This window comes from Pseudomonas sp. PARCl1, from assembly GCF_947311875.1.
Lineage (GTDB): Bacteria > Pseudomonadota > Gammaproteobacteria > Pseudomonadales > Pseudomonadaceae > Aquipseudomonas > Aquipseudomonas juntendi.
Map to the genome: position 1 here is coordinate 1 of NZ_CAMZMX010000007.1, position 20,761 is coordinate 20,761.

A 20,761-nucleotide genomic window follows, 5' to 3' on the forward strand; every position below is an offset into this window, starting at 1 on the left:
GGTCCTCAAGGAATACTCATTGGTCTTACAGGCGTCCGCTGTGATCTCCGAAAGGAACAACGCACCGATGACCGCTCGTGCCTTGACGTTGATCTTTCCGTTGGTGACTCCGGCACTGGTGATGATTGACCCGGTAATGATGTCGTCTACCCATGGCAGCGGATCGGGAATCGCAAGGAGGTGCATGTAGGCTGCGACAGGGTTAGCGAAGGTGGCCTTTGGGCGTCCACGGCCTCGCTTGGGTTCATCGCTTGGGGTCTCTTGGGGTTGCCCTTGGGTGCCGTTGGTCAGGCCCTTGGCGGCTTTCTGTTGGTCCTCAGAGAGGGACTCATCGGCACGACGCTCAGCGGCCCATGCCTGATACTGGGCTTCGAGGTTTGCGGGTCGTACCATGTCCTTGCGGCGGATGACCTCGCCAGTGATTGGGTCAATGTGAAGGATGGTGCCGGTTTCGTGATCGACGTGGCGGTGTAATGGTCCGGGTTGGGTGAGCAGGGTCATGATAGTGGTCCTCATATGGCCGCTGCGAACGTGCAGCCATAGTGAGGGTTTTTACGACACCTACTTACGAAACAGCTTTAAGCTCAAGCCTTGCGCTTCAGCTCTTTTTTAAGCGAGTCACACAATTAACCCAAGAATTATTAAACACCTTGGTATACTCCGCCACTGCAACATCTTGATCTGGACTGTACTCAAACGATGGTGGCTGACCTTGCTGAATGTTGGCGTTTCTAATTAGATTCCTGAGGTAGGCATGATAATGCGGATTAGCTTGCATCGCGTTAGCTGTTTCAATTGACGTGCACTCACATACTGAAGACGGGCTAATCCTCAAATGATTTAATGCATCACTTTTCGCAGAGTCGTTCTGTATAGTGATAAAGCAGAAGTTAGAGCTTGTCTTTTTAGTTAGCCCATACAACTCATCTTCAACCTGCCCCCCCAACGCCACCACAGGGAGCACCAGGATTGCCGCACAAACTATTTCCCTTGCATTCATTGATCGACCTACAATTCTTAAGTTTTCTTTCAACATGGGCGCGAAGCATCTTAAGAAAAACCTTTTGAGGCGCTTTCACTTCCCTGTACAAGCAGCTTACCTATTAGTCTGGCTTGATGGCAATTTGATTTTAACGGATATCTAAACGGAACGCCTCCACAAGCACTTCAAGGAGAGCCGCTTAGGAGCCCTCTGTAATCCGGCATTTAGGTCTTTGTGGTGCTCCCTGAGACGCGCCCCGTTATCGAATCATCCCCAGCGCCTCGACCATAAGGCCCCTCGAAGCAGCCGCATTGCCCCCGTAGACATCGAATGCAAGTGACCCAGAGCTGTGCCCCAAGATGGCCTGGACGATCCCCACAGACACGCCAGCGGCCTTCAGATCGGACGCCATAGAGTGCCTCAACGAGTGGAACGACAGCCCTCCCCCGGTCTTAGTGCCCAGCAGGTCTCGGATCATCTGATTGGTGAGTTGATCGAAGCCACTCTTGGACTGAGTGAACAACCGCCCTTGGGTCTGCGAGAGTTTCTCAAGGTGGTCCTCTGGGATTCCCAGCAGTGGCACTGTGCGACGACTGAATGAGTTCTTGAGGGTCTTCCCGTCCTTGTCGTTGATGTCCATGACCCAGTGACCGCCATCCTCATAGATGTCACTGCCGGTGAGCTGGTGAATCTCTCCAATGCGTGCCCCGGTGGCAACCCCAAGGGCAATGACAGATGCTTTCCAGTCGTTCCCAAGGTTGCCCATTGCCCAGTCATGGAGAGCCTTTAGGTGGTCCCCAGTGAAGGCTGTGCGGTCGCTATCCGCCCCTTTGGTGATAGTCAGCTTCTTGGAGTAGTCACGCTCAATGAGACCCGTAGCCACAGCCCAGCCAATGACAGTGGAGGCATGGGTCATGACCTTGTTAACAGAGGATGGCTTACGACCATCAGCCAAGAGAGCATCACGAAGGCCCACAAAGGTTGCCCTTGTGTGCTTGGACATATCGGTGTCCCTGAGGTGCGCAACGATGGTGCTGGTGCTGCTCTTCCAGTTCTTCAAGGTATTGGCCGACTTGTCCCCGCCACGCTCAGCCTTGAAGGCTTCGTAGAGGGACTGGAATGTGGTCGTAGAGCTGTCCGTGGAGAGCGACTTACAGATAGGGACAGGGACAGGCACAGGCTCACGACTATCGACATCTCCTACTTGATTAACACTGCCTATAGGTCCCTTCAGGTCCCCATTGAGCAGCTCGACCAGCTCTCTCAGGTCTCCGCTGTGCCGCCCTTGAGCAGCCTCCAGAACCCTCTGAGCCATCAGAACGGCCTGCGCTTGGGCTAACCTCATGGGCATCGTCTCGGCTATCTGAGCGAGGTTCTCGGAGACCTCAGACAGGACCAGCCCATAGGCTTCGCCTTGTGGGTTGCCCAAGGCTTCCTCAGCGATGTCCCGAAGGTTATCCCGTAGTTCCCCCCAAGATGCCTCTGGGTTGTCGAGGTGGAACGCTTTGAGGGTCTGAAGCAGGTGCTTGGCAGTTGTCATGGCAGCAGGTCGATTGGTGGTCTTGAGCGAGATCGTGCAGGAGGTGTGGCAGCCCTTGAGGCGAACTCGAAGGTGATAGCGCCCAGAGGCTCTACGGTAGACGTAGGGCACTGCGATTTGTGACACGTTGGGACGATTTGTGACACTGGATTCAGCGGTAAGGATGGACATTTTGGGTGGAAGCCCCGTGCTGCTTGGCTTTACCCGAGATCAAGGACAGTTGGCAAGAAACTCCACGTTGACTCCTTAAATACCAGCGCCATCACGGCGCGTAACTGTTGCAAGCATACCGGTGCATCTAGCGTGCTGCCAGCGTACGCAAACGCTGGCAACATCTTTCAAACAACCTTTTCAAACGCTTGTATGTTTTTCGTTGACAGCCTCTGTGCCGCGTCCTAACCTCGCAGCAACCTCCTACAGGCCGGAACCTTCCGTGGGCAACCTCTACCTGATCCGACACGGCCAAGCCTCTTTCGGTGCCGCTGACTACGACGTACTTTCGCCAGTGGGCGAACGTCAGAGCCTGGCGCTGGGCGAACACCTGGCCCAACTCGGCGTGCGGCTGGACCGCTGCGTAGCTGGGGACCTGCGCCGCCAGCAGGACACCGCGCGCCTGGCGCTGCAGGCCTTGCACGCTACGGGTTGCCCGGTACCCGCTGTAGAGACCGACGTGGCATTCAACGAGTTCGATGCCGACGGTGTTATCCGGGCCATGCTGCCTGGGCTGCTGCCGGCAGAGCCCGATGCGCTGCAAGTGCTGCGCAATGGTGCCGAGCACCGCAGCGAGTTCCAGCGCCTGTTCGCACTGATGGTGCAGCGCTGGCACGATGGCGAGCACGGCGGCGATGACCTGGAAACCTGGCAGGCCTTCACCGGCCGTGTGCACGCCGGCCTGCAACGCGTGCTGGATGCAGCCGGCAGCGGCGACAACATCGCTATCTTCACCTCGGGGGGCACCATTGCTGCCCTGCTCCACCTGGTGACCCGTATCACCCCCAGCCAGGCGTTCGCGCTGAACTGGCAGATCATCAACACGTCGCTCAGCCAGCTGAAGTTTCGCGGCCGCGACGTGGCGTTGGCTTCCTTCAACAGCCAGGCCCATGTGCAGCTGTTGAGGGCGCCGGAGCTTGTCACTTACCGATAAAGCCGGCTAGTTATGTCCCTGCGGGGACGTGTAAATCACTCAATAAGGAATGCGCCATGACCTCCGTAGCTGATGCCGTCAAAAAGATGCAAGAGAAGTTCAACCCATCCGCTGCCGCCGGCCTGGACCTGGTGTTCGGCTTCAACATCACCGATGAAGACAAGCACTACGCACTGATCGTCAAGGACGGCACCTGCGAACTGCAGGAAGGTGAAAACCCGGATGCCAACTGCACCCTGGTGATGGACAGCGAAACCCTGAAGGGCATCGTCAGTGGCGAAACCGACGGCATGCAGGCCTTCATGGGCGGCAAGCTGCGCGTAGAAGGCGACATGATGTTGTCGATGAAGTTGAGCGAACTGTTCCCATCCTGAAGGCCGGGAACAGCGCATGATCGAAAACCGAAGCCTGACCGGCTTCGGTTTTTTTTTGCCTGCACCACCCATCAATGGCTGCATCAAGGCAGCTGATCGTACAGCAACACCCCCACCTATTACGCACCTGGGACGCTTGTTCCATAACGGGCAGGCCATTAGATTAGCCAATAGTTCCTGCGATCGAGAATAAGGAAAACGCATGACGCTCACCGACCAGTCCACCCAGGCACGCCCCGGCGAAGAGCTCGACGCGGGCGTCATCGATTCTTATCTGAAGGCCAACATCGCCGGCCTTGATGGCCAGCCCAGCATCAGCCAGTTTCCGGGCGGCGCTTCCAACCTCACCTACCTGGTCAGCTACCCTGGTCGCGACCTGGTGCTGCGCCGCCCGCCGTTCGGCCAGAAGGCCAAGTCCGCCCACGACATGGGCCGCGAGTTCCGTATCCTCAACCAACTGAACAGCGGCTTCCCGTACTGCCCAAAGGCCTACGTACACTGCACCGACACCAGCCTGATCGGCAGCGAATTCTATGTGATGGAACGGGTCAAGGGCGTCATCCTGCGCTCGGACATTCCGGCTGAACTCAAGCTGGATGCCGAGCGCACCGAAACCTTGTGCAAAAGCTTCATCGATCGGCTGGTCGAACTGCACCAGGTGGACTACAGCGCCTGCGGCCTGGCCGACCTGGGCAAGCCGGAAGGCTACGTGCAGCGCCAGGTAGAAGGCTGGACCAACCGTTACGAGAAGGCCCTGACACGGGATGCGCCGCACTGGCAACACGTGACCGCCTGGCTGCACGAGAAAATGCCCGCCGACCACCCGCGGCCCGGCATCGTGCACAACGATTACCGCTTCGACAACGTGATCCTCGACGCGGACAACCCTATGCGCATCATCGGTGTACTGGATTGGGAAATGGCCACCCTGGGTGACCCTTTGATGGACCTGGGCAACAGCCTCGCCTACTGGATCGAAGCCGGTGACCCGGCCCCAGTGCAACTCATGCGCCGCCAACCCAGCAATGCACCAGGGATGCTCAGCCGTCGGCAGTTCGTTGACTACTACGCCGAGCGGGCCGGAATACGCCTGGAAAACTTCGATTTCTACTACTGCTACGGCCTGTTCCGCCTGGCCGGCATCGTCCAGCAGATCTACTACCGCTACTACCACGGCCAGACCCAGGACAAGCGCTTCGCCCAGTTCATCCACATGAACCGCTTGCTGGAACAGATGACCCTGCAGGTCATCGCCAAGTCCAGCCTTTGAGCCCCGCCCACCACGGATTACAAGGAAAACAGCATGCCCAAGACCCACCTGTTCGACCTCGATGGCAAAATTGCCTTCGTTTCCGGCGCTAGCCGTGGCATTGGCGAGGCCATTGCGCACTTGCTGGCGCAGCAAGGTGCCCACGTGATCGTTTCCAGCCGCAAGCTGGAGGGCTGCCAGCAAGTTGCGGACGCCATCACCGCTGCAGGGGGCAAGGCTACGGCGGTGGCCTGCCACATCGGTGAACTGGAGCAGATCCAGCACGTGTTTGCCGGCATCCGCGAGCAGTTCGGGCGCCTGGATGTGCTGGTCAACAACGCCGCCACCAACCCGCAATTCTGCAACGTGCTGGACACCGACGCGGGCGCCTTTCAGAAAACCGTGGACGTCAACATCCGCGGTTACTTCTTCATGTCGGTCGAGGCCGGCAAGCTGATGCGCGAACATGGCGGCGGCAGCATCATCAACGTGGCCTCGATCAACGGGGTTTCGCCAGGCCTGTTCCAGGGTATCTATTCGGTAACCAAGGCAGCGGTCATCAACATGACCAAAGTGTTCGCCAAGGAATGCGCCCAGTTCGGTATCCGCTGCAACGCCCTGCTGCCGGGCCTCACGGACACCAAGTTCGCCTCGGCGCTGGTGAAGAACGATGCCATTCTCAACACGGCCTTGCAGCAGATCCCCCTCAAACGCGTGGCCGACCCCAAGGAGATGGCCGGCGCGGTGCTCTACCTGGCCAGCGATGCCTCCAGCTATACCACCGGCACCGCGCTGAACGTCGACGGTGGTTTTCTGTCCTGATCAGGTTTTGACCGCCACCAGGGTATAGCTCAGGGGCAGGCGTGCGGGCTGTTCGCGAAGGCGATACTCGCCGTCGTCGCCCTTGATCATCTGCCCTGGCAGCGCCTCCCAGGGAATGCTCTGGTGCTCGACCAGCGTGGTCAGGTGCAGGCCGTGGCTCAGCAAGGCACTGATCACCTCGCCAAGACCGTGGTTCCATTCGTGGGTTTCGCTGTGAGCCAGCCGCTGATCGGTTTCGACGTAAGTCTGGTCGCTATGCCACACCGTTGGCTCCTGCTGCTCGAAATAGGGGTATTCGAGCTGCAAGCGGTCCTGGTGGTCCTCGTTGACAGCCATCAGCATGGGGTGGCCATCGCGCAGGAACAGCCGCCCGCCCGGTTTCAGCAAGGCCGCGACGGTACGGGCCCAGGGCTCGATGCGAGGCAGCCAGCAGAGCGCGCCAATACCGGTGTAGACCAGATCGAAGGTGCGCCCTGGCAGCGCCTTGTCAGCCGCGTAAACATCAGACTCGACATACTCGATAGACGTTTTGCAGCGTGCTGCCAACACCCTGGCCTCGGCCAACGAAGCGGCAGAATAGTCCAACCCGCACACCTGTGCGCCAAGGCGGGCCAGGGAGAGGGTGTCGGTGCCGATGTGGCACTGCAGGTGGATCACATCAAGGCCGTCGATATCGCCCAACAATGGCAAATCAAAACGCACGGTGTCGGACAGCCGGTCGCGGTCGCGGACGAGCTGTTCGATTGCGTAGTCCTTCGAGGCAGCATGCAGCGGGGCGCGTTCATCCCAACTGGCACGGTTGAGTTGCAGGGAATGGTCCATGGTGTCTTCCTTGAATGCGAGCAATTGATGCTAGACGCCGCACTCACTGGCCGACAGAACTACCTTGCAAAAAAATGTAAACCAGCTGTCTCTGTCCGCCAAAGGGTAGCCAAATACCCTTACAAGCAGGTCGCTGCCGCTGCCCGGCGCTGCAGCGCCACGCCGTCGTGCTTCTGCGCGTAGTAGTCGACCCGCGTGCCACCGGCCTGCGGGTACACATCCACGAACGCTTCGGCTTCACGCGTATACACCGTCAACCCACCCTGCTTGCGCGGCTGCAGGTAGCCACTGGCATCGTCACCGAACACCCTCTCTTCCTGCCAGCTGTACTGAATGCACTGGGCCACCAGCTCTGGCGCCTTCTGCGAGTCGAGCTGCGCCGTCGGCTTGCCGCCGCGGGCAGTGTCCATGGTCGCAGCAGCACAACCAACCAGCATCAGCGCCGCAGCCATCGGCAGAATCGCACGCATGTTCCATCCTCGGGGGTTTGAAAAAGAAGCGACTCTAGCATTGGCACGCAGCGCGAGTGAATTGTCACGCGTATTCCGCTGTCGCAGACAATACAAGCCGTCATAAGGACATTGCCATGAAACTGCACTATCTACTGTTAGCCGCCCTGCCCTGCCTGCCATTGGCCGCCACCGCTGCCCCCTCGAGCGAAGAAAGCGTCACTGCGCCGGAAACCCACAACCGCGAGCTGAAGGTCGGTGACAAAGCGCCAGACCAGTACAAGCGTGACGAGGAAGCCATCAAGAACTGGAAAGCCAAGGGCCTGCCACAGCCTGAGAAGGAAAGCCACTGGGTGCGCATGGGCGATCACTATGTGCTGATACAGATTACCAACGGCGTGGTGCTGGCCATTCAGCCTGCGTCCTGATTCAACCCGCTGCGTCCAGCGCCACCATGTGCACGGTGTCGCGCCCGGCGGCCTTGGCCTGGTAAAGCGCCGCATCGGCCTGCGCCAACAGGCTGGCGGTGCTGTCTTTGTTCCCCGGCACACCGCACCACAGGCCAACGCTGAAACGTAGCTCGATGTGGTCACCGGCAAACCGGGCCGGGCTGCGCGCAATGGCCTCGCGCAGCCCTTGCACGGCAGTCAGCGCCCCGGCGCGGTCGGTAGCAGGCAGCAGCAACAGAAACTCCTCTCCACCGTAACGCCCGAGGCTATCGCCCTGGCGCAGGCGTTGCTGCAACTGGCGTACGCAATGGCACAACACTTCGTCACCGGCCAAGTGCCCATACAAGTCGTTGATGCGCTTGAAATGGTCGATATCGATCATCGCCACCGCAAGGCTCGCCTGCTGCCCGCGTGCGCGGTCCAGTTCGCTGGCAAAGCGCTCGAGAATCGCCCGACGGTTGAGGGTACCGGTGAGCACATCATGCAAAGCCAGGTGCTGCAGGCGCGATTCACTGCGCTCCTTGGCCATCAGCACCAGCCCGATCGAATACATCATGACCGTCACGGTGCCAATGGCTACCGAGATGCTCTGTTTCAGGTTGCTGGTGTCATAGCGCATTTCCACAGCCGTGCCATTGGCCACCGCAACCACCCGCATGCCCAGGCCTACCAGGCTGATCAGCGCACCGATCTCCAGCAGCAGGTGCGCTTTGCCCGGTCGTTCGCCATGGCGCCATGCCCAATAAAGGATCAGCGCACATTGCAACATCAGCACCAGGGTCGCCAGCAACATGCGCGGCTCCAGGGTATCGAGCAGCAGCATCAACCCCACCAGCATGAACGCCGGGATGATAAAAATGACCCGCCAGGGCACTACCCGCTCGCGCACACGGAACAAGCTGGCCGTATAGAAGGCCAGCGCCAGCGAAAGCAGGCTGTTGCCCAGCCCGTAGCTGAGCCACAGGGGGGCCTGGGCGTAAAGGGTGTAGCAGACGTAAGCCAGCGCGTGCACCAGCAACCCGCAACCGGTGAGCATCAGGTTGTCGCGGCGGTTGCCGTGCCCGACCAGCAACAGGCAGAACGCCAGGATGGTGGCAACCAAAGCAACAGCGGCGAACAAGGTAGGAGTATGCGCGATCATCATGATTCACTGAGTGGCAGAATGCCGTCTTGGCTGCGGCTTACCGTGCAGTCTAGAGCCGCCACGGGCGCCCGGCCATGACCGTACGGGACAGAACAGCAACCGAGAAGCACGTGGAAGATCGTGGATAGCACAAATTTTTGCCCGCCCAGGAAACCAAATGGATCGATCCGGGTCTCAGAAAGTGTGCGGTAAACCTTTGTGGATCAAGGACCTATCTCGTGACAAACCGTCTGGCAAGCCTTTCGCTGGTTGCTGTTGTACTGCTGACTGCAGGTTGCCACAGCCATCGCTACCATAACGACGATGGCTGGCGTGATCGCGACCGTGACCATCGCCACCACCGGCATGACCGCGACGATGACGAGCGTCAATACCGCGGCGACCGCTACTAACGCTGAAGCGGCTACAGCCCCGGCTCGCCGCCGTTCAGGCGGCACCTTAACCTGGTGAAATTTTCGAGGTTCATATCATGCGTCTGACTCTGCCTTCCGTTGCCCTTGGCCTGCTGCTATGCCAAGGCGCTTTCGCCGGTGATGGTAATGCCGCCATCGGCGGTGGCCTGGGTGGCGTACTGGGTAATGTGGTTGGTCAGCAACTGGGCGGCAAGACCGGCGCAGCCATTGGTGCTGGCGTTGGCGGCGCAGCAGGCAGTGCGGTAGGGGCTCGCAAGGGCAACCGTACCGAAGCGGCGCTGGGCGGCGGCCTGGGCTCGGCGGGCGGCTCATTGCTGGGCGGTGCAGTTGGCGGGCAGACCGGCTCGACCGTAGGCGCAGGCCTGGGTGGCGCCGCCGGGGGCGCCTTGGGCAACCATCTGGGCGACGACGACCGTGGCGGCAAGAAGCACCGCCGGCACCGTCACTGACCAGCCGAGCTGGACGGGGCCGCTGACGCCGATCGTCAGCAGCGGCCTTGAACCCTGCAGTACATCAACACCCCCTTCACCGCAAGCTGGCACACTGGCTGCTACTGTCTAACGTGCCCCTGTGTGAAGGAACACCCCCTCCCCATGAACCAAGAGTTGCTTTGGGTGCTTGGCCTGCTGGCCATCGTCATTGTCCTGTTCGTCATCAACCGCCCACGCATGGACGTGGTTGCGCTGATGGTGATCCTTGCCCTGCCGCTGCTGGGCATCCTCAGCGTGGAGCAGGCACTGGCCGGCTTCAGCGACCCGAATGTGGTGCTGATCGCCGCCTTGTTCGTGATCGGCGAGGGCCTGGTCCGCACCGGCATTGCCTACCGCATTGGCGAGTGGATGAGCGAGCGGGCCGGCAACAGCGAGGCGCGCCTGCTGGTGCTGCTGATGGTGGCGGTAGCCGGCCTGGGCTCGATCATGAGTTCCACAGGCGTGGTCGCCATTTTCATCCCGGTGGTGCTGAGCATTGCCGCGCGCCTGCAGCTCTCGCCCAGCCGCCTGATGATGCCGCTGGCCTTCGCCGGCCTGATCAGCGGCATGCTCAGCCTGGTCGCCACGCCACCCAACGTAGTGGTGCACAGCGAGCTGGTACGCCATGGCCACGCCGGCTTCAGCTTCTTCAGTTTCACCCCCTTCGGCCTGGTGGTGCTGGTGTTGGGTGTCGGCTACATGCTACTGACCCGCAACTGGCTCAATGGCGAAGTGCGCAAGGACGGCCGCGTGGAAAGCCGCCGCACCCTGCTGGACCTGGTACTGGACTACAAGCTCAACGGGCGCGAGCGGCGCCTGCGTATTCGCCCACACTCGCCGCTGATCGGCCATACCCTTGGCGAACTGGAACTGCGTACGCGGCATGGCGCCAACGTGATCGGTATCGAGCGCCAGCACAAGTTCACCACCCGGGTCATCACCGCCGATTCCAACACGGTGCTGCACCAGGGCGACGTACTGCTGCTCGACCTGTTCGCCAACCATGACAACCTGCGTAGCCTGTGCCAGACCATGCAACTGGAGCCCCTGCACTTCAAGGCGGCTTATTTCATCGACCAGTCCCAGGAACTGGGCATGGCCGAGGTGTCGCTGCCGCCTGGCTCGCAGCTGATCGGTAAAAGCATCCTTGAACTGGCGTTTCGTACCCGCTATGACCTCAACGTGGTCGGCCTGCGCCGCGAGCAAGCGGCGATTGAAGACCAGTTGGTAGAAGAAAAGCTGCGCCTTGGCGACACCCTGCTGGTGGTCGGCCCGTGGAAGGCTGTGCGCCTGCTGCAGGGCAAACCCAAGGACTTCCTGGTACTGAGCCTGCCTGCAGAGATCGACCAGGTAGCACCAGCCCGCACTCGCGCACCGCAGGCGTTGCTGAGCCTGGCAGTCATGGTGGGGCTGATGGTCAGCGGCGTGGTACCCAACGTCATCGCCGCGCTGATCGGCTGCCTGCTGATGGGCGCAGGCCGTTGCATCGACATGAACAGCGCCTACCGCGCCATCCACTGGCAGAGCCTGGTGCTGATCGTGGGCATGCTGCCATTTGCCCAGGCACTGCAGAAAACCGGCGGCATCGACCTGGCCGTGGGCGGCCTGGTCAGCGTGCTGGGCGGAGCCGGCCCCAGTGCCATTCTGGCCTGCCTGTTTGCGGTTACCGCGGTGATCGGCCTGTTCATCTCCAACACCGCCACGGCCGTGCTGATGGCACCCGTTGCGGTCAGCACGGCGGCGCAGCTGGGCATGTCGCCCTACCCGTTTGCCATGACCGTGGCGCTGGCTGCATCGGCGGCGTTCATGACGCCGGTGTCTTCGCCGGTCAACACGTTGGTGCTGGGCCCGGGCCAATATCGCTTCGCCGATTTCGTCAAGATCGGTGTGCCGTTCACCGTGCTGGTGATGCTGGTCACCGTGCTGATGGTGCCGTGGTTCTTCGGCCTGCAGTAAAAACGCCAAGCAGTAGTGGCAATTTGGCATTATTGCGACCGGCCGCGGCAGATTGACATCAACTGCCATGACGAAACACACTGCCGAGCAAAGTCCCAGGTGCTACAAGGCGTTGTCCTGGATTTCGTCTCCGCTTGCCGGTCGAGCCCATGGTTTTCCCAGCCCCATCGCGCCTGTTGCCCTACGTTGCTCTGCTATGCCTGACCTTCGGCCTTACCTTGGGCGGCATTCTTGCGCGCCCGATCGAGTCCCTGTCATTGTTCTGGCCTGTGAATGCGGTACTGGCCGGCGTGTTGCTGCGGCACCCGCGCCAAGCCACGCTGGCCGGCTTCAGCCTGGTGTGGCTGGCCATGGTCGGCGCCGACCTGCTGTGCGGCAGCGCCTGGCTGCCCGCACTGTGGTTCAACCTGTGCAACCTGGGTGTCGTGGTCACTCTCTGGCTGCTACTGTCGCGCCTGCCCCGTGTGCACCGGCGCTTGCGCACCCCCCAGGGTGTACTCAGCGTGTTCGCCGCCTGTGCCGCCGGCGCCGTGGTCGCGGCCAGCATGGCAGCAGCCATGGCCGCGCCCTGGTTTGAACAGTCCCTTGGCGCCACCTGGCGGGCGTGGTTCAGCGAACAGTTCTCGACCAGTGTGCTGATCCTGCCCGTACTGCTCACTGCACCCTCGATGCGAGCCCTTATACGCGGTGGCGCGCAGCCTGTACGGCTGGCACCACTGCTGGGGCTGCTGGCCTCACTGGCGTTCAGCATTGCCTTCGGCGGCCCTGGCGCCATCGCCTTCCCCATCGCCGCACTGCTGTGGTGTGCCTGGACCTACTCGCCGTTTCTGGTGTCGCTGCTGGCGCTTACCGCTGGGAGTACGCTGATCGTGGCCGTGGCACAAAACCTCATGCATTTCAGCGTGCCGCAAAGTGCGCCGGGGGTGACGACACTGTTGTCCGCGCGCCTGGGCATTGCCATGCTGGTGCTCGGGCCGCTGGTGGTGGCCTGCGTCAGCCAGGCCAACCGCAGCCTCATGGCCCGCCTGGCCCACCAGGCCACCATCGACCACCTCACCGGCGCGCTCTCCCGCAGCGCCTTCACCCGCCGCGCGAGCGCGCTGCTGGACAGCCGGCAGCAGGCCCAGGCACTGCCACTGACCCTGATGATGCTGGACATCGACCACTTCAAGTCGATCAACGACGTCCATGGCCATGCCGTGGGCGACCAGGTGTTGCGCCAGTTCGCCGGCGCCCTGCAAGACCAGTTGCACAACAATGAACTGTTTGCCCGCCTGGGCGGCGAGGAGTTCGTCGTGGTGATGCCAGGCCTTGCGCCCGAGCGGGCCACGTTCACCGCCGAACGGCTGCGCCGTGCCGTGCAGGACCTGCACGTGGTCCAGGGCGACAAATGCCTGCAAATTACGGTCAGCATTGGCGTGGCCGGCTGCGAAGCGCACATGCCGTCACCCAGCCTGGACCTGCTGCTGGCCAGCGCCGACCAGGCGCTGTACCGGGCCAAGGCCCACGGCCGCAACTGTGTGGAGCATGCCGACCCGCAGCGCCAGGTGGTGTGAGTCAGCCGACGAACACATCCCACGACAGCTTGGCGATCAGCACGCACAACAGCACCAGGAACAGCCCGCGAACGAAGTCCGCGCCCTTGCGCACGGCCAGCCAGGTGCCAGTCAACGCGCCAAGGATATTGCACAGGGCCATGGGCAGGGCAATGGCGTACAGCACGTTGCCCGACGGCACGAAAAACACCAGCGCCGCCAGGTTGGTGGCAATGTTCACGACCTTGGCCGAGGCCGATGCGTGCAGGAAATCCAGGGCGAAGAAGCGGATGAACAGGAAGATCAGGAAGCTGCCGGTGCCAGGGCCGAACAGGCCATCGTAGAAACCGATCGCCCCACCGATCAGCACTGCCAGGCATTGCTCCTTGCGGCCGATTCGGGCCGGTTTGTGCAGGGTGCCGAAGTCTTTCTTGCAGAACGTGTACACCGCCATCAGCACGATCAGCACCAACACCGCCGGGCGCATTACCCCCGGCGGCAGCAGCGACACCGTGGCAGCACCAGCGAACGACATGACAAAGGCGCTGACCGCCGCGGGCACGATCAAGCCCCAGTCCAACGTGACCTTGCGGATGAACGAACGCGCTGCGAAGGCCGTGCCACACACCGAAGCCAGCTTGTTGCTGCCTAGCAATGCCGCCGGTTGCGCGGTGGGTAGCACGTTGAACAACGCGGGAATCTGGATCAAGCCGCCGCCGCCCACGGCCGCATCGATCAGGCCGGCGGCAAAGGCGAATACAGAAAGTACAGCGATATCCATCATGACGCGGTTCCAGGCAGTGGGTACAGGTGCAAGGCTAACCAAAAGGGCGTGGCTGTGTTGAAATGCCATATTGCGAAAACTGCAACAAGGAGCAGCGCATGGCATTGGACATGCTGCGGGAAATTCAGGCGTTCGTCAGCGTCGCGCACAAGCGCAGCTTTGTCGCCGCGGCCCGGGCGTTAGGGCGTTCGCCCAGCGCGGTTACACGCGCGGTGCAAACCCTGGAAGACAACGCCGGGAGCAAGTTGCTGAACCGCAACGCCAATGCGGTCACCCTGACCGCAGCGGGCGAACGCTTGCTGCCGCACGCCGAGCGCTTGCTGGATGTGCAACGCGATGCAGCCGACGAACTGGCTGCGCTCAGCGGGAACGCACAAGGCTGGATCCGCTTCGCCGTGCCGCAACTGTTGGCCGAACACCTGTTGCCCCAAGTGCTCGCGGATTTTTCCCGTCGCCACCCCCAAGTCACGCTGGATGTGCAGTACAGCGACGAAGCGCTCGACCCACTGCTGGGCAAGTTGGATTTCGCAGTCCGCGGCGCCTTCCCGCAGTCCAGCGAACTGATCGGCTACCCGCTTTGGCCCTACCAGCGGCACTTGTATGCGAGCCCGGCGTACCTGGCCTTGGCCGGTACGCCGGCGCATCCCGAACAGCTGGAAGGCCACTCGCTGATCCTGCATACCGCACCGCGCATCCTCAAAGCCTGGCACTTTTGCCGCGATGGCCAGATCACCAGCGTGCGGCCCAGGCCGCGGTTGCGCCTGGCCTCGGGCACTGCGGTGTACCACGGCGCCCTGGCGGGTGCCGGTATCGCGCGCCTGGCAGCCTGGGTAGGCGAGGCGCAGGTCAAGGCCGGGCGCCTGGTGCGGGTATGCGCGCCATACCGCCTGACCTCCAGCACTGGCCAGGACCCGCAGATGCACGCGGTATACCCGGCTGGCGAGCTGCCCGCCCGGGTGCGCGACTTGCTGATAGCCCTGCGCCAGGCCGGCCGGGCGCCATGAACAGCCCTTCGAAAAGGCTGTTCAATTTCTGCTCAATTTAACAGAGCCCGCCACTGGCATGGCTTACAGCACTTTATCCACAGACCTACCCACGTTTTTTGTGGACAGATTTCCCAACGCAAAGAATGACTTATCCCACACCCAGCAATGCCGCATTGGCCAGCTTTACCAGCTCGATCCACTCTGACGTGCTGATATCCCCAGCCTGCTCCAGCGCTTGTGCATTGCGCAGCGCCTGCTCGTAACCGTGCTCATCCAACGTGCCCTCGGCGAGGAAACGGCTACGCCACTCCAGGGCGGCGCAGGCGCCTTTCTTGCATTCCATTAATGTGTCGACTCCCAGCGGAAAAGGCCGACCCGAATGAGCGGCGGCGGGAGACTACACGAGGTATTAATGCTTGAAAATGCCATGCAGCGACCGCTGGTCCAGCGATGCTGACGAAGGGAATAGTGGCTATTTGCCAGGAAATTGGGCCCGAGCTTGAAGTAGACGGGCCGCGCAGAAAAAAACCGATCACCCTCAGCTTGGCGGAATGGTGCCAAGCAGGCCGATAAGAATAGTGAGTAGCAGAAAACCCCCCAGGAACAGCGCCAGCTTGCCCATTAGAACCTCGACAGTTGTGAAGCGGGAATGGGCGTATTGTCGGGCCTGGGCTGATACGGTTACAGATTCAGGTTGGCGCAAAAAAAGCGTATCAGATGCAGCGCACGGCACGTGGCAGCGTTGGGGCGCCCCTCAGCCCAATTCCTGAAGCTTCTCTGCCGGTAACCAGCCCAGCTCGCCGTTACCATGGCGCCGACACCACAGCCACCCATTGAGCGGCCGCACCATCTCCACCAGTTGCCCCGGGTCGGCGTCCAGTTCGTGCGCACAGTAATGATCGAGCGCCCGCCCCTGGCAAACGCTGAGCCGTTCAATCAGCTGCGCGGGCACCCAGCCGGGCTCCTGGCCGGTGCAACTGCACAAATACCAGTCCTGCCAGCCAGGCTCGCCTTCATAGCGCGGGCCAATCTCCAGCAAAGTGCCTTTGGCAAAGCGGATAGGCCGCGGGTACTCACTGCGGTGGGATTCGATCACAACGTAGTGCATGGGCCTCTCCTTGGCCGGAAAACCTTCGCGCCAGGCTCAGGCGGCAGATACCGCCCGTCATCGGCGCATGTATGGGGCGACAACGGCAATGATACATACCAAATGCCACGGTGTTTCCTGCGGCATGCAGAGCATTGTGACAGCCCCTGTTTTGCAGAAGTTGCACCGGCTCTGGGTAGGTCCCGCGCAGGTCGCTGAAGGCCCGGCACCTGCTGGGTGTGCAAGGTAAGTGCAACATAACATTTCCAAAGCTGATCGAGCCCTGCGCAGTGGGCCTGCCGAGGGAGAACCGGTCCAACCCAGCGGATACTGGATGCCAGACGGCACGTGGCGACATATACAGAAATGCATCTTGTAGGAAACTTTACCGCTCAATGTAGGAAATACCGCGAACACCAGATTTTCCTGTATGAAACATCAGTTTCTAGAGGTAATTCGAGCTGCTACGGTCCATGTTTCCTACAACGGCACGGAAGCCCACAGTGTGAGAAGCCCATGGACCCTTTCAACGCTTCAGCCCTGAAACTGCAGAAAAACCTGCTGAACCTGCGCATTGAGCGGGACCGCCTGAGAAGTGCGGGCAAACACCAGGAAGCTGATCAACTTGCCCAATCTGTCGCGCAACTGGAGGCGGCTCTGCAGCAGTTGCCAGATGACCTCAAACCAAACACCTTGCAGTAAGAATACCCACGCGGTGCCCCCAGCCGGTGAAGCCTGCCGGGCTGAAAAGCGCCGCCTGGGGGCCCGCACAACGATCCCCTGCGGCCGGCTGACGCTACCCCGCATCCACAATTCCACTGGCCTTGATCCTGATAATTAATTGGAGGCAAGCGCTCATCCGCCTTACCGTGGCAAGCCACCAAGCCCCAGTAGAAAAGGCCAGTTCCATGAACGACCGTGAGTTCATCAATGCCATCGATGCCGATGGCCTGCCCCTGCACATTGCTGTCAGCAACGGCCGCATCAGCCACATTGGCGCGCAGCGCGCCGGCACCCCGGCCCGCGAAACGATCGACCTGGAAGGCTTGCTGGTATTGCCGGGTTTCGTTGATGGCCACATTCACCTGGACAAGAGCTTCGTGGGTGATCGCTGGCGCCCGCACCAACCTGTCGCCAGCCTGCGCGAGCGCCTGGCCGTGGAAAAACGTGAGCTGGCGAGCGCACCGCCCATCATCGAGCGCGCCGACGCGCTGATGCGTCAGGCAGCTGCGTACGGCACCTTGGCCATGCGTTGCCATGTGGACGTGGACGCCACCACCGGCCTGAGTCACCTGCACGCCATGCTCGAAGCCCGGGACAGCTGGAAACACCTGCTCGACATCGAGCTGGTGGCCTTCCCCCAGGCCGGCGTGGTCACCTGCCCTGGCACCGCCCAGGTCATGGAGGCCGCTATCGGCGAAGGGGCTCAGGTGGTTGGCGGCATCGACCCCACCACCTTGGACGGCGACGCTGACGCCCAGTTGGATATCGTCTTCGGCATCGCTGAGCGGCATGGCGTTAAAGTCGATATCCACCTGCATGAACCCGGCGATATCTGCATCGCCCAACTTCAGCGCATTGCCGCGCGCACCCAGGCCCTGGGCATGCAAGGCCTGGTTGCGGTCAGCCACGCCTACGGCCTGGGCGACGTCACCGACGCGGTGGTCGACCACACCGCCGAAGCGTTGGCGGGCGCAGGTATCTCAATCATGACCAATGCCCCGGGCGACCGGGCCTTTCCGCCGGTGCTGCGCTTGCGCGCCGGGGGTGTGCAGGTGTTCACCGGCAACGACAACATCCAGGATGCCTGGTGGCCGTATGGCAATGGCGACATGCTGCAGCGGGCGATGCTGGTCGGTTACTGCTCGGGGTTCAACACCGACGAAGAGCTGCGGGTGGCGCTGCAGATGGCGACCGAGGCCAGTGCCGCGGTCATGGGCAAGCAGGATTACGGCCTGCACCTGGGTAACGAGGCCAGCTTCGTGTTGTTGAGGGCGCCCAATGCGGCGGCCGCGGTGGCGGCTGCCATTCATGAACGGGTGATCGTCCGCCACGGCGCGTTCTGGGGCGGGCCTGCACAGGTGCACCTGCAGGCTGGCCAGTTCGCTGCCGAACTGCGGCGCTGACAACAGCCCTGGCCAGCTTCGGCACTCAAGCGGCAGCCGCCCGTTTGCCCTCTTCGCTGGTCTCGAACTGCCCGACCAGCTTCTGCAACTTGCCGGCATCCACCCGCACCTTCTGCGCACTGCTCTGCAACACCACCGCAGTCTGGCGCATCTCGTGGGAAGACTGGTTGACCTGCTCGATGGTCTTGCCATATTCCAGGCTGCGCCGGTTGAGCTGCTGGATGATCGCGAACATACCCTCCACCGCCTGGTGCAGTTGCACGTTTTCGGACGAGGCGTCCTCGGCCAGGCGCAGGCTGCTGTCCACGTCCTGCACGCCCCGCTCCATGAAACTCACGGCATGACGGGTCTCACCCTGCAGGCTCTCGACCATGGTGCGTATGTCATCGGCAGCCCGCGCCGTTCGCGCCGCCAGGCTGCGCACCTCGTCGGCCACCACGGCAAAACCACGGCCGTGCTCGCCAGCGCGCGCCGCCTCGATCGCAGCATTGAGCGCCAACAGGTTGGTCTGGTTGGTAATGTCACTGATCAACCCGGTGATGTTGTCGATCTCGACCATGCGGCTGTCAAGGCGTTGCACACTGGAGGACGAGCGCGCCACCACGTCGCGGATCGACTGCGTACCGGCCTGCACCGCCTGGAACTGCTCGCGGGCGCGGGTGACCACTTCGTCCATGGCCTGCTTCATCTGCTCGGCGCTGACCGAGGCCTGCTGCAATTCGCCCAACTGCTCTTCCATGATGATCATCATCTGATGCACGGCCTCGGCCACGTCAGCCGAAGTGACGCTGGCATCCTGGCTACGGCCCAGCATCATCTGGTTGGTGACGCCCACCGTGTGGCTGGCCTTGACCACCTGCCCTACCACTGCATCCAGGCGGTCGATGAAGCTGTTGATCCAGCGGGCCATGTCGCCGCTTTCATCGTTGCCCACCGTGCGGGTATCCAGCCGCTGGCGCAGGTTGCCCTCACCCTCGGCGATGGTCCGCAGCACATTGCTCATGCCATTGAGGCGCGCCGCCACACGGCGCGGCCCGAGCATGCCGAACAGCACCGCGGCGGCGAGCATGGCCAAGGCTTCGACCACCTCGTTCAGGCCCTGCGGCAGGCCCGCGTAGTGCTGCACCAGGTAGTTGCAACCGAACAGGCCGACCATCGTCGCGAGGTAGGGCTTCATCAAGCCATAACTGAGCGAGCGGCGCCGGTACACTTCCTCGAGGTCTGCCTCGCACATCATTCCCCAGCGGTCCGGCGAGCCCGGCAGCTGGAAGGTCACGCCCTTGCCCACCACTGGCACATGACGGTAGTCGGAATACCCGGGGTAGGTAACGAACACATTGGCGCCGCAACGGATGGTTTCGCGTACCCCCGGGTGCAGCTCGCGGGTGGATGGGTCGGTAAAACGCAGCTCCAGCTCGGTATGGCGCTGCACTTGCACGGTGCCCCACGCCGTGTGAACGCCGTTTTTCAGGTTCTCGCCGTGGGTGAAGGTTGAATCTTCGAAACGCGAGCGCGACAACGCCGTACCCGGCTGGATCGTCGGGTCGAAGCGCGACTGCGCCATGAACAGGTAGTTGTCACCCGATTCGGCGTAAATATGCCCAGCCTCGCGCTGGATCAGATCGCCCAGCACATCGTTGGGTACGCGACCACAAAGGCAACCCACGACGTTGCCGGTAACCTTCACAGGCTGGTAGAACATCAGGGTTACCTCGTCGTGAAAGCGCGAAGAGGACGGGCCGATGCTCAAGGTCAGCGGGTCGCAATAGGGGCCGTGCAAAAATGGCGCCTTCAGCCCCTGCGCCAGCGCACGGGTGTGCTCGACGGGCGCTGTTGCCCGTTGCGGCCAGGTCGAGGCAAGCACCTTGCCAGTGGGGTCGACGACGAACAGCTCGGAGAAGTCCTCGGCCTGGGCCAGCTTGTCCTGCAATTGCGCGCTGCCCAGCCGGTCAAAGCCGGGGGCGAGTTGCTCGGCCAGCTCGGCCAGGTGCTCCCATTGTTCGTGCGCCCACTCCTGCAGCAAACGGACGCGGGTCTGGGCAATGGCCTCGAAGGTTTGCTCGATTTGCGGATAATTTGCCCGGTTCAAGTGGCATGCCCAGCCCATGCTGAACTTGCCGGTTCTGCCAAACCAGGGCAGCCAGCCCTTCTCTTGGGATGACAACTGCATGGAACCACTGGAAAGCGACATTATCTTCACCATACGCGACATCGAATGGCAATTTGATAGCAAGTCGCAGGCCAATAGAGGCATCGGGGTAGAATCACGGTCTACCACCGCATCCCGCCCGCTAGCGGTGCAAAAACACACCATTCGGGTGGCGGGTAGCACCATTCAGGTGCAAAGTGAGGCGCCAAGCCCCTGAGCGCACGGGACTGCACCGCCGTTCGGGATGCTCGCAGATCGCACAACAGTTCGATAATCGCAC

The 20,761-nt window shown here is 61.8% G+C and carries 22 protein-coding genes; 12 read left to right on the forward strand and 10 right to left on the reverse strand.

Annotated features, from left to right (window positions below):
* The 3 genes from QME24_RS05910 to QME24_RS05920 all read right to left on the reverse strand — a co-directional run.
* The coding region (locus QME24_RS05910) for a hypothetical protein (RefSeq protein ID WP_281690793.1) at positions 1-501 on the reverse strand (501 nt) is incomplete at its 3' end.
* A gap of 97 nt (positions 502-598) precedes the next feature.
* Entirely contained in the window at positions 599-1,036 is a 438-nt protein-coding gene (locus QME24_RS05915; RefSeq protein ID WP_135192339.1) for a hypothetical protein, read from the reverse strand.
* A gap of 205 nt (positions 1,037-1,241) precedes the next feature.
* The gene (locus tag QME24_RS05920; protein WP_054903458.1) at positions 1,242-2,522 is read right to left on the reverse strand and encodes a tyrosine-type recombinase/integrase; all 1,281 of its coding nucleotides are present in this window, start codon (positions 2,520-2,522) and stop codon (positions 1,242-1,244) included.
* Positions 2,523-2,955: 433 nt separating this feature from the next.
* Between QME24_RS05920 and QME24_RS05925 the strand changes: the two genes are divergently transcribed.
* The 4 genes from QME24_RS05925 to QME24_RS05940 all read left to right on the forward strand — a co-directional run bounded on the left by QME24_RS05925 (position 2,956) and on the right by QME24_RS05940 (position 6,111).
* On the forward strand, positions 2,956-3,666 hold the full coding sequence (locus QME24_RS05925) for a histidine phosphatase family protein (protein ID WP_029884992.1): 711 nt from the start codon (positions 2,956-2,958) through the stop codon (positions 3,664-3,666).
* Between the two features lie 56 nt (positions 3,667-3,722).
* Entirely contained in the window at positions 3,723-4,040 is a 318-nt protein-coding gene (locus QME24_RS05930; protein WP_009682121.1) for an SCP2 sterol-binding domain-containing protein, read from the forward strand.
* Positions 4,041-4,242: 202 nt separating this feature from the next.
* Positions 4,243-5,310 (forward strand): phosphotransferase family protein, encoded by a 1,068-nt coding sequence (locus tag QME24_RS05935; RefSeq protein ID WP_280091640.1) that lies wholly within the window; start codon positions 4,243-4,245, stop codon positions 5,308-5,310.
* 33 nt (positions 5,311-5,343) lie between these two features.
* The gene (locus tag QME24_RS05940) at positions 5,344-6,111 is read left to right on the forward strand and encodes an SDR family oxidoreductase (protein ID WP_047149840.1); all 768 of its coding nucleotides are present in this window, start codon (positions 5,344-5,346) and stop codon (positions 6,109-6,111) included.
* Here the strand turns inward: QME24_RS05940 and QME24_RS05945 are convergent, their stop codons facing one another.
* Both QME24_RS05945 and QME24_RS05950 read right to left on the reverse strand, forming a co-directional pair.
* Positions 6,112-6,933: a class I SAM-dependent methyltransferase gene (locus QME24_RS05945; protein WP_192440313.1), complete on the reverse strand. Its 822-nt coding sequence runs from the start codon at positions 6,931-6,933 to the stop codon at positions 6,112-6,114. It lies immediately after the preceding gene.
* 119 nt (positions 6,934-7,052) lie between these two features.
* Positions 7,053-7,403, reverse strand: a complete 351-nt coding sequence (locus tag QME24_RS05950) for a hypothetical protein (protein WP_029884996.1) — start codon at positions 7,401-7,403, stop codon at positions 7,053-7,055.
* A gap of 116 nt (positions 7,404-7,519) precedes the next feature.
* On the opposite strand from QME24_RS05950, the gene QME24_RS05955 reads away from it, so the two are divergent.
* Positions 7,520-7,810 carry an RcnB family protein gene (locus QME24_RS05955; RefSeq protein ID WP_054904590.1) on the forward strand — a complete coding sequence of 97 codons (291 nt, stop codon included), beginning with the start codon at positions 7,520-7,522 and terminating at the stop codon, positions 7,808-7,810.
* 1 nt (position 7,811) lies between these two features.
* Here the strand turns inward: QME24_RS05955 and QME24_RS05960 are convergent, their stop codons facing one another.
* The gene (locus QME24_RS05960; RefSeq protein WP_192440315.1) at positions 7,812-8,972 is read right to left on the reverse strand and encodes a diguanylate cyclase; all 1,161 of its coding nucleotides are present in this window, start codon (positions 8,970-8,972) and stop codon (positions 7,812-7,814) included.
* A gap of 221 nt (positions 8,973-9,193) precedes the next feature.
* Here QME24_RS05960 and QME24_RS05965 point away from each other — a divergent pair, with 221 nt between their 5' ends.
* From QME24_RS05965 to QME24_RS05980, 4 genes are all read left to right on the forward strand, one after another.
* Entirely contained in the window at positions 9,194-9,367 is a 174-nt protein-coding gene (locus QME24_RS05965) for a hypothetical protein (protein WP_280091641.1), read from the forward strand.
* A 77-nt stretch (positions 9,368-9,444) separates the two neighbouring features.
* A complete protein-coding gene (locus QME24_RS05970) occupies positions 9,445-9,837 on the forward strand; it encodes a glycine zipper domain-containing protein (RefSeq protein WP_054904592.1) in 393 nt (130 codons plus the stop codon).
* A 144-nt stretch (positions 9,838-9,981) separates the two neighbouring features.
* Positions 9,982-11,814, forward strand: a complete 1,833-nt coding sequence (locus QME24_RS05975; protein ID WP_029884999.1) for an SLC13 family permease — start codon at positions 9,982-9,984, stop codon at positions 11,812-11,814.
* Positions 11,815-11,948: 134 nt separating this feature from the next.
* Positions 11,949-13,370: a GGDEF domain-containing protein gene (locus QME24_RS05980; RefSeq protein WP_054904593.1), complete on the forward strand. Its 1,422-nt coding sequence runs from the start codon at positions 11,949-11,951 to the stop codon at positions 13,368-13,370.
* A 1-nt stretch (position 13,371) separates the two neighbouring features.
* Here the strand turns inward: QME24_RS05980 and QME24_RS05985 are convergent, their stop codons facing one another.
* Entirely contained in the window at positions 13,372-14,133 is a 762-nt protein-coding gene (locus QME24_RS05985; protein WP_280091642.1) for a TSUP family transporter, read from the reverse strand.
* Positions 14,134-14,231: 98 nt separating this feature from the next.
* On the opposite strand from QME24_RS05985, the gene QME24_RS05990 reads away from it, so the two are divergent.
* On the forward strand, positions 14,232-15,137 hold the full coding sequence (locus QME24_RS05990; protein WP_182389094.1) for a LysR family transcriptional regulator: 906 nt from the start codon (positions 14,232-14,234) through the stop codon (positions 15,135-15,137).
* A 130-nt stretch (positions 15,138-15,267) separates the two neighbouring features.
* Here the strand turns inward: QME24_RS05990 and QME24_RS05995 are convergent, their stop codons facing one another.
* Positions 15,268-15,462 carry a hypothetical protein gene (locus QME24_RS05995; RefSeq protein ID WP_054904596.1) on the reverse strand — a complete coding sequence of 65 codons (195 nt, stop codon included), beginning with the start codon at positions 15,460-15,462 and terminating at the stop codon, positions 15,268-15,270.
* Between the two features lie 411 nt (positions 15,463-15,873).
* Positions 15,874-16,227: an SH3 domain-containing protein gene (locus QME24_RS06000; RefSeq protein WP_232892885.1), complete on the reverse strand. Its 354-nt coding sequence runs from the start codon at positions 16,225-16,227 to the stop codon at positions 15,874-15,876.
* A 495-nt stretch (positions 16,228-16,722) separates the two neighbouring features.
* Here QME24_RS06000 and QME24_RS06005 point away from each other — a divergent pair, with 495 nt between their 5' ends.
* Complete coding sequence (locus tag QME24_RS06005; protein WP_029885004.1) at positions 16,723-16,908, forward strand: hypothetical protein; 186 nt, start codon at positions 16,723-16,725, stop codon at positions 16,906-16,908.
* Positions 16,909-17,114: 206 nt separating this feature from the next.
* Entirely contained in the window at positions 17,115-18,332 is a 1,218-nt protein-coding gene (locus QME24_RS06010) for an amidohydrolase family protein (RefSeq protein ID WP_280091643.1), read from the forward strand.
* A 25-nt stretch (positions 18,333-18,357) separates the two neighbouring features.
* Here the strand turns inward: QME24_RS06010 and QME24_RS06015 are convergent, their stop codons facing one another.
* Positions 18,358-20,523, reverse strand: a complete 2,166-nt coding sequence (locus tag QME24_RS06015; RefSeq protein ID WP_280091644.1) for a methyl-accepting chemotaxis protein — start codon at positions 20,521-20,523, stop codon at positions 18,358-18,360.
* Between the last annotated feature and the right edge of the window lie 238 nt (positions 20,524-20,761).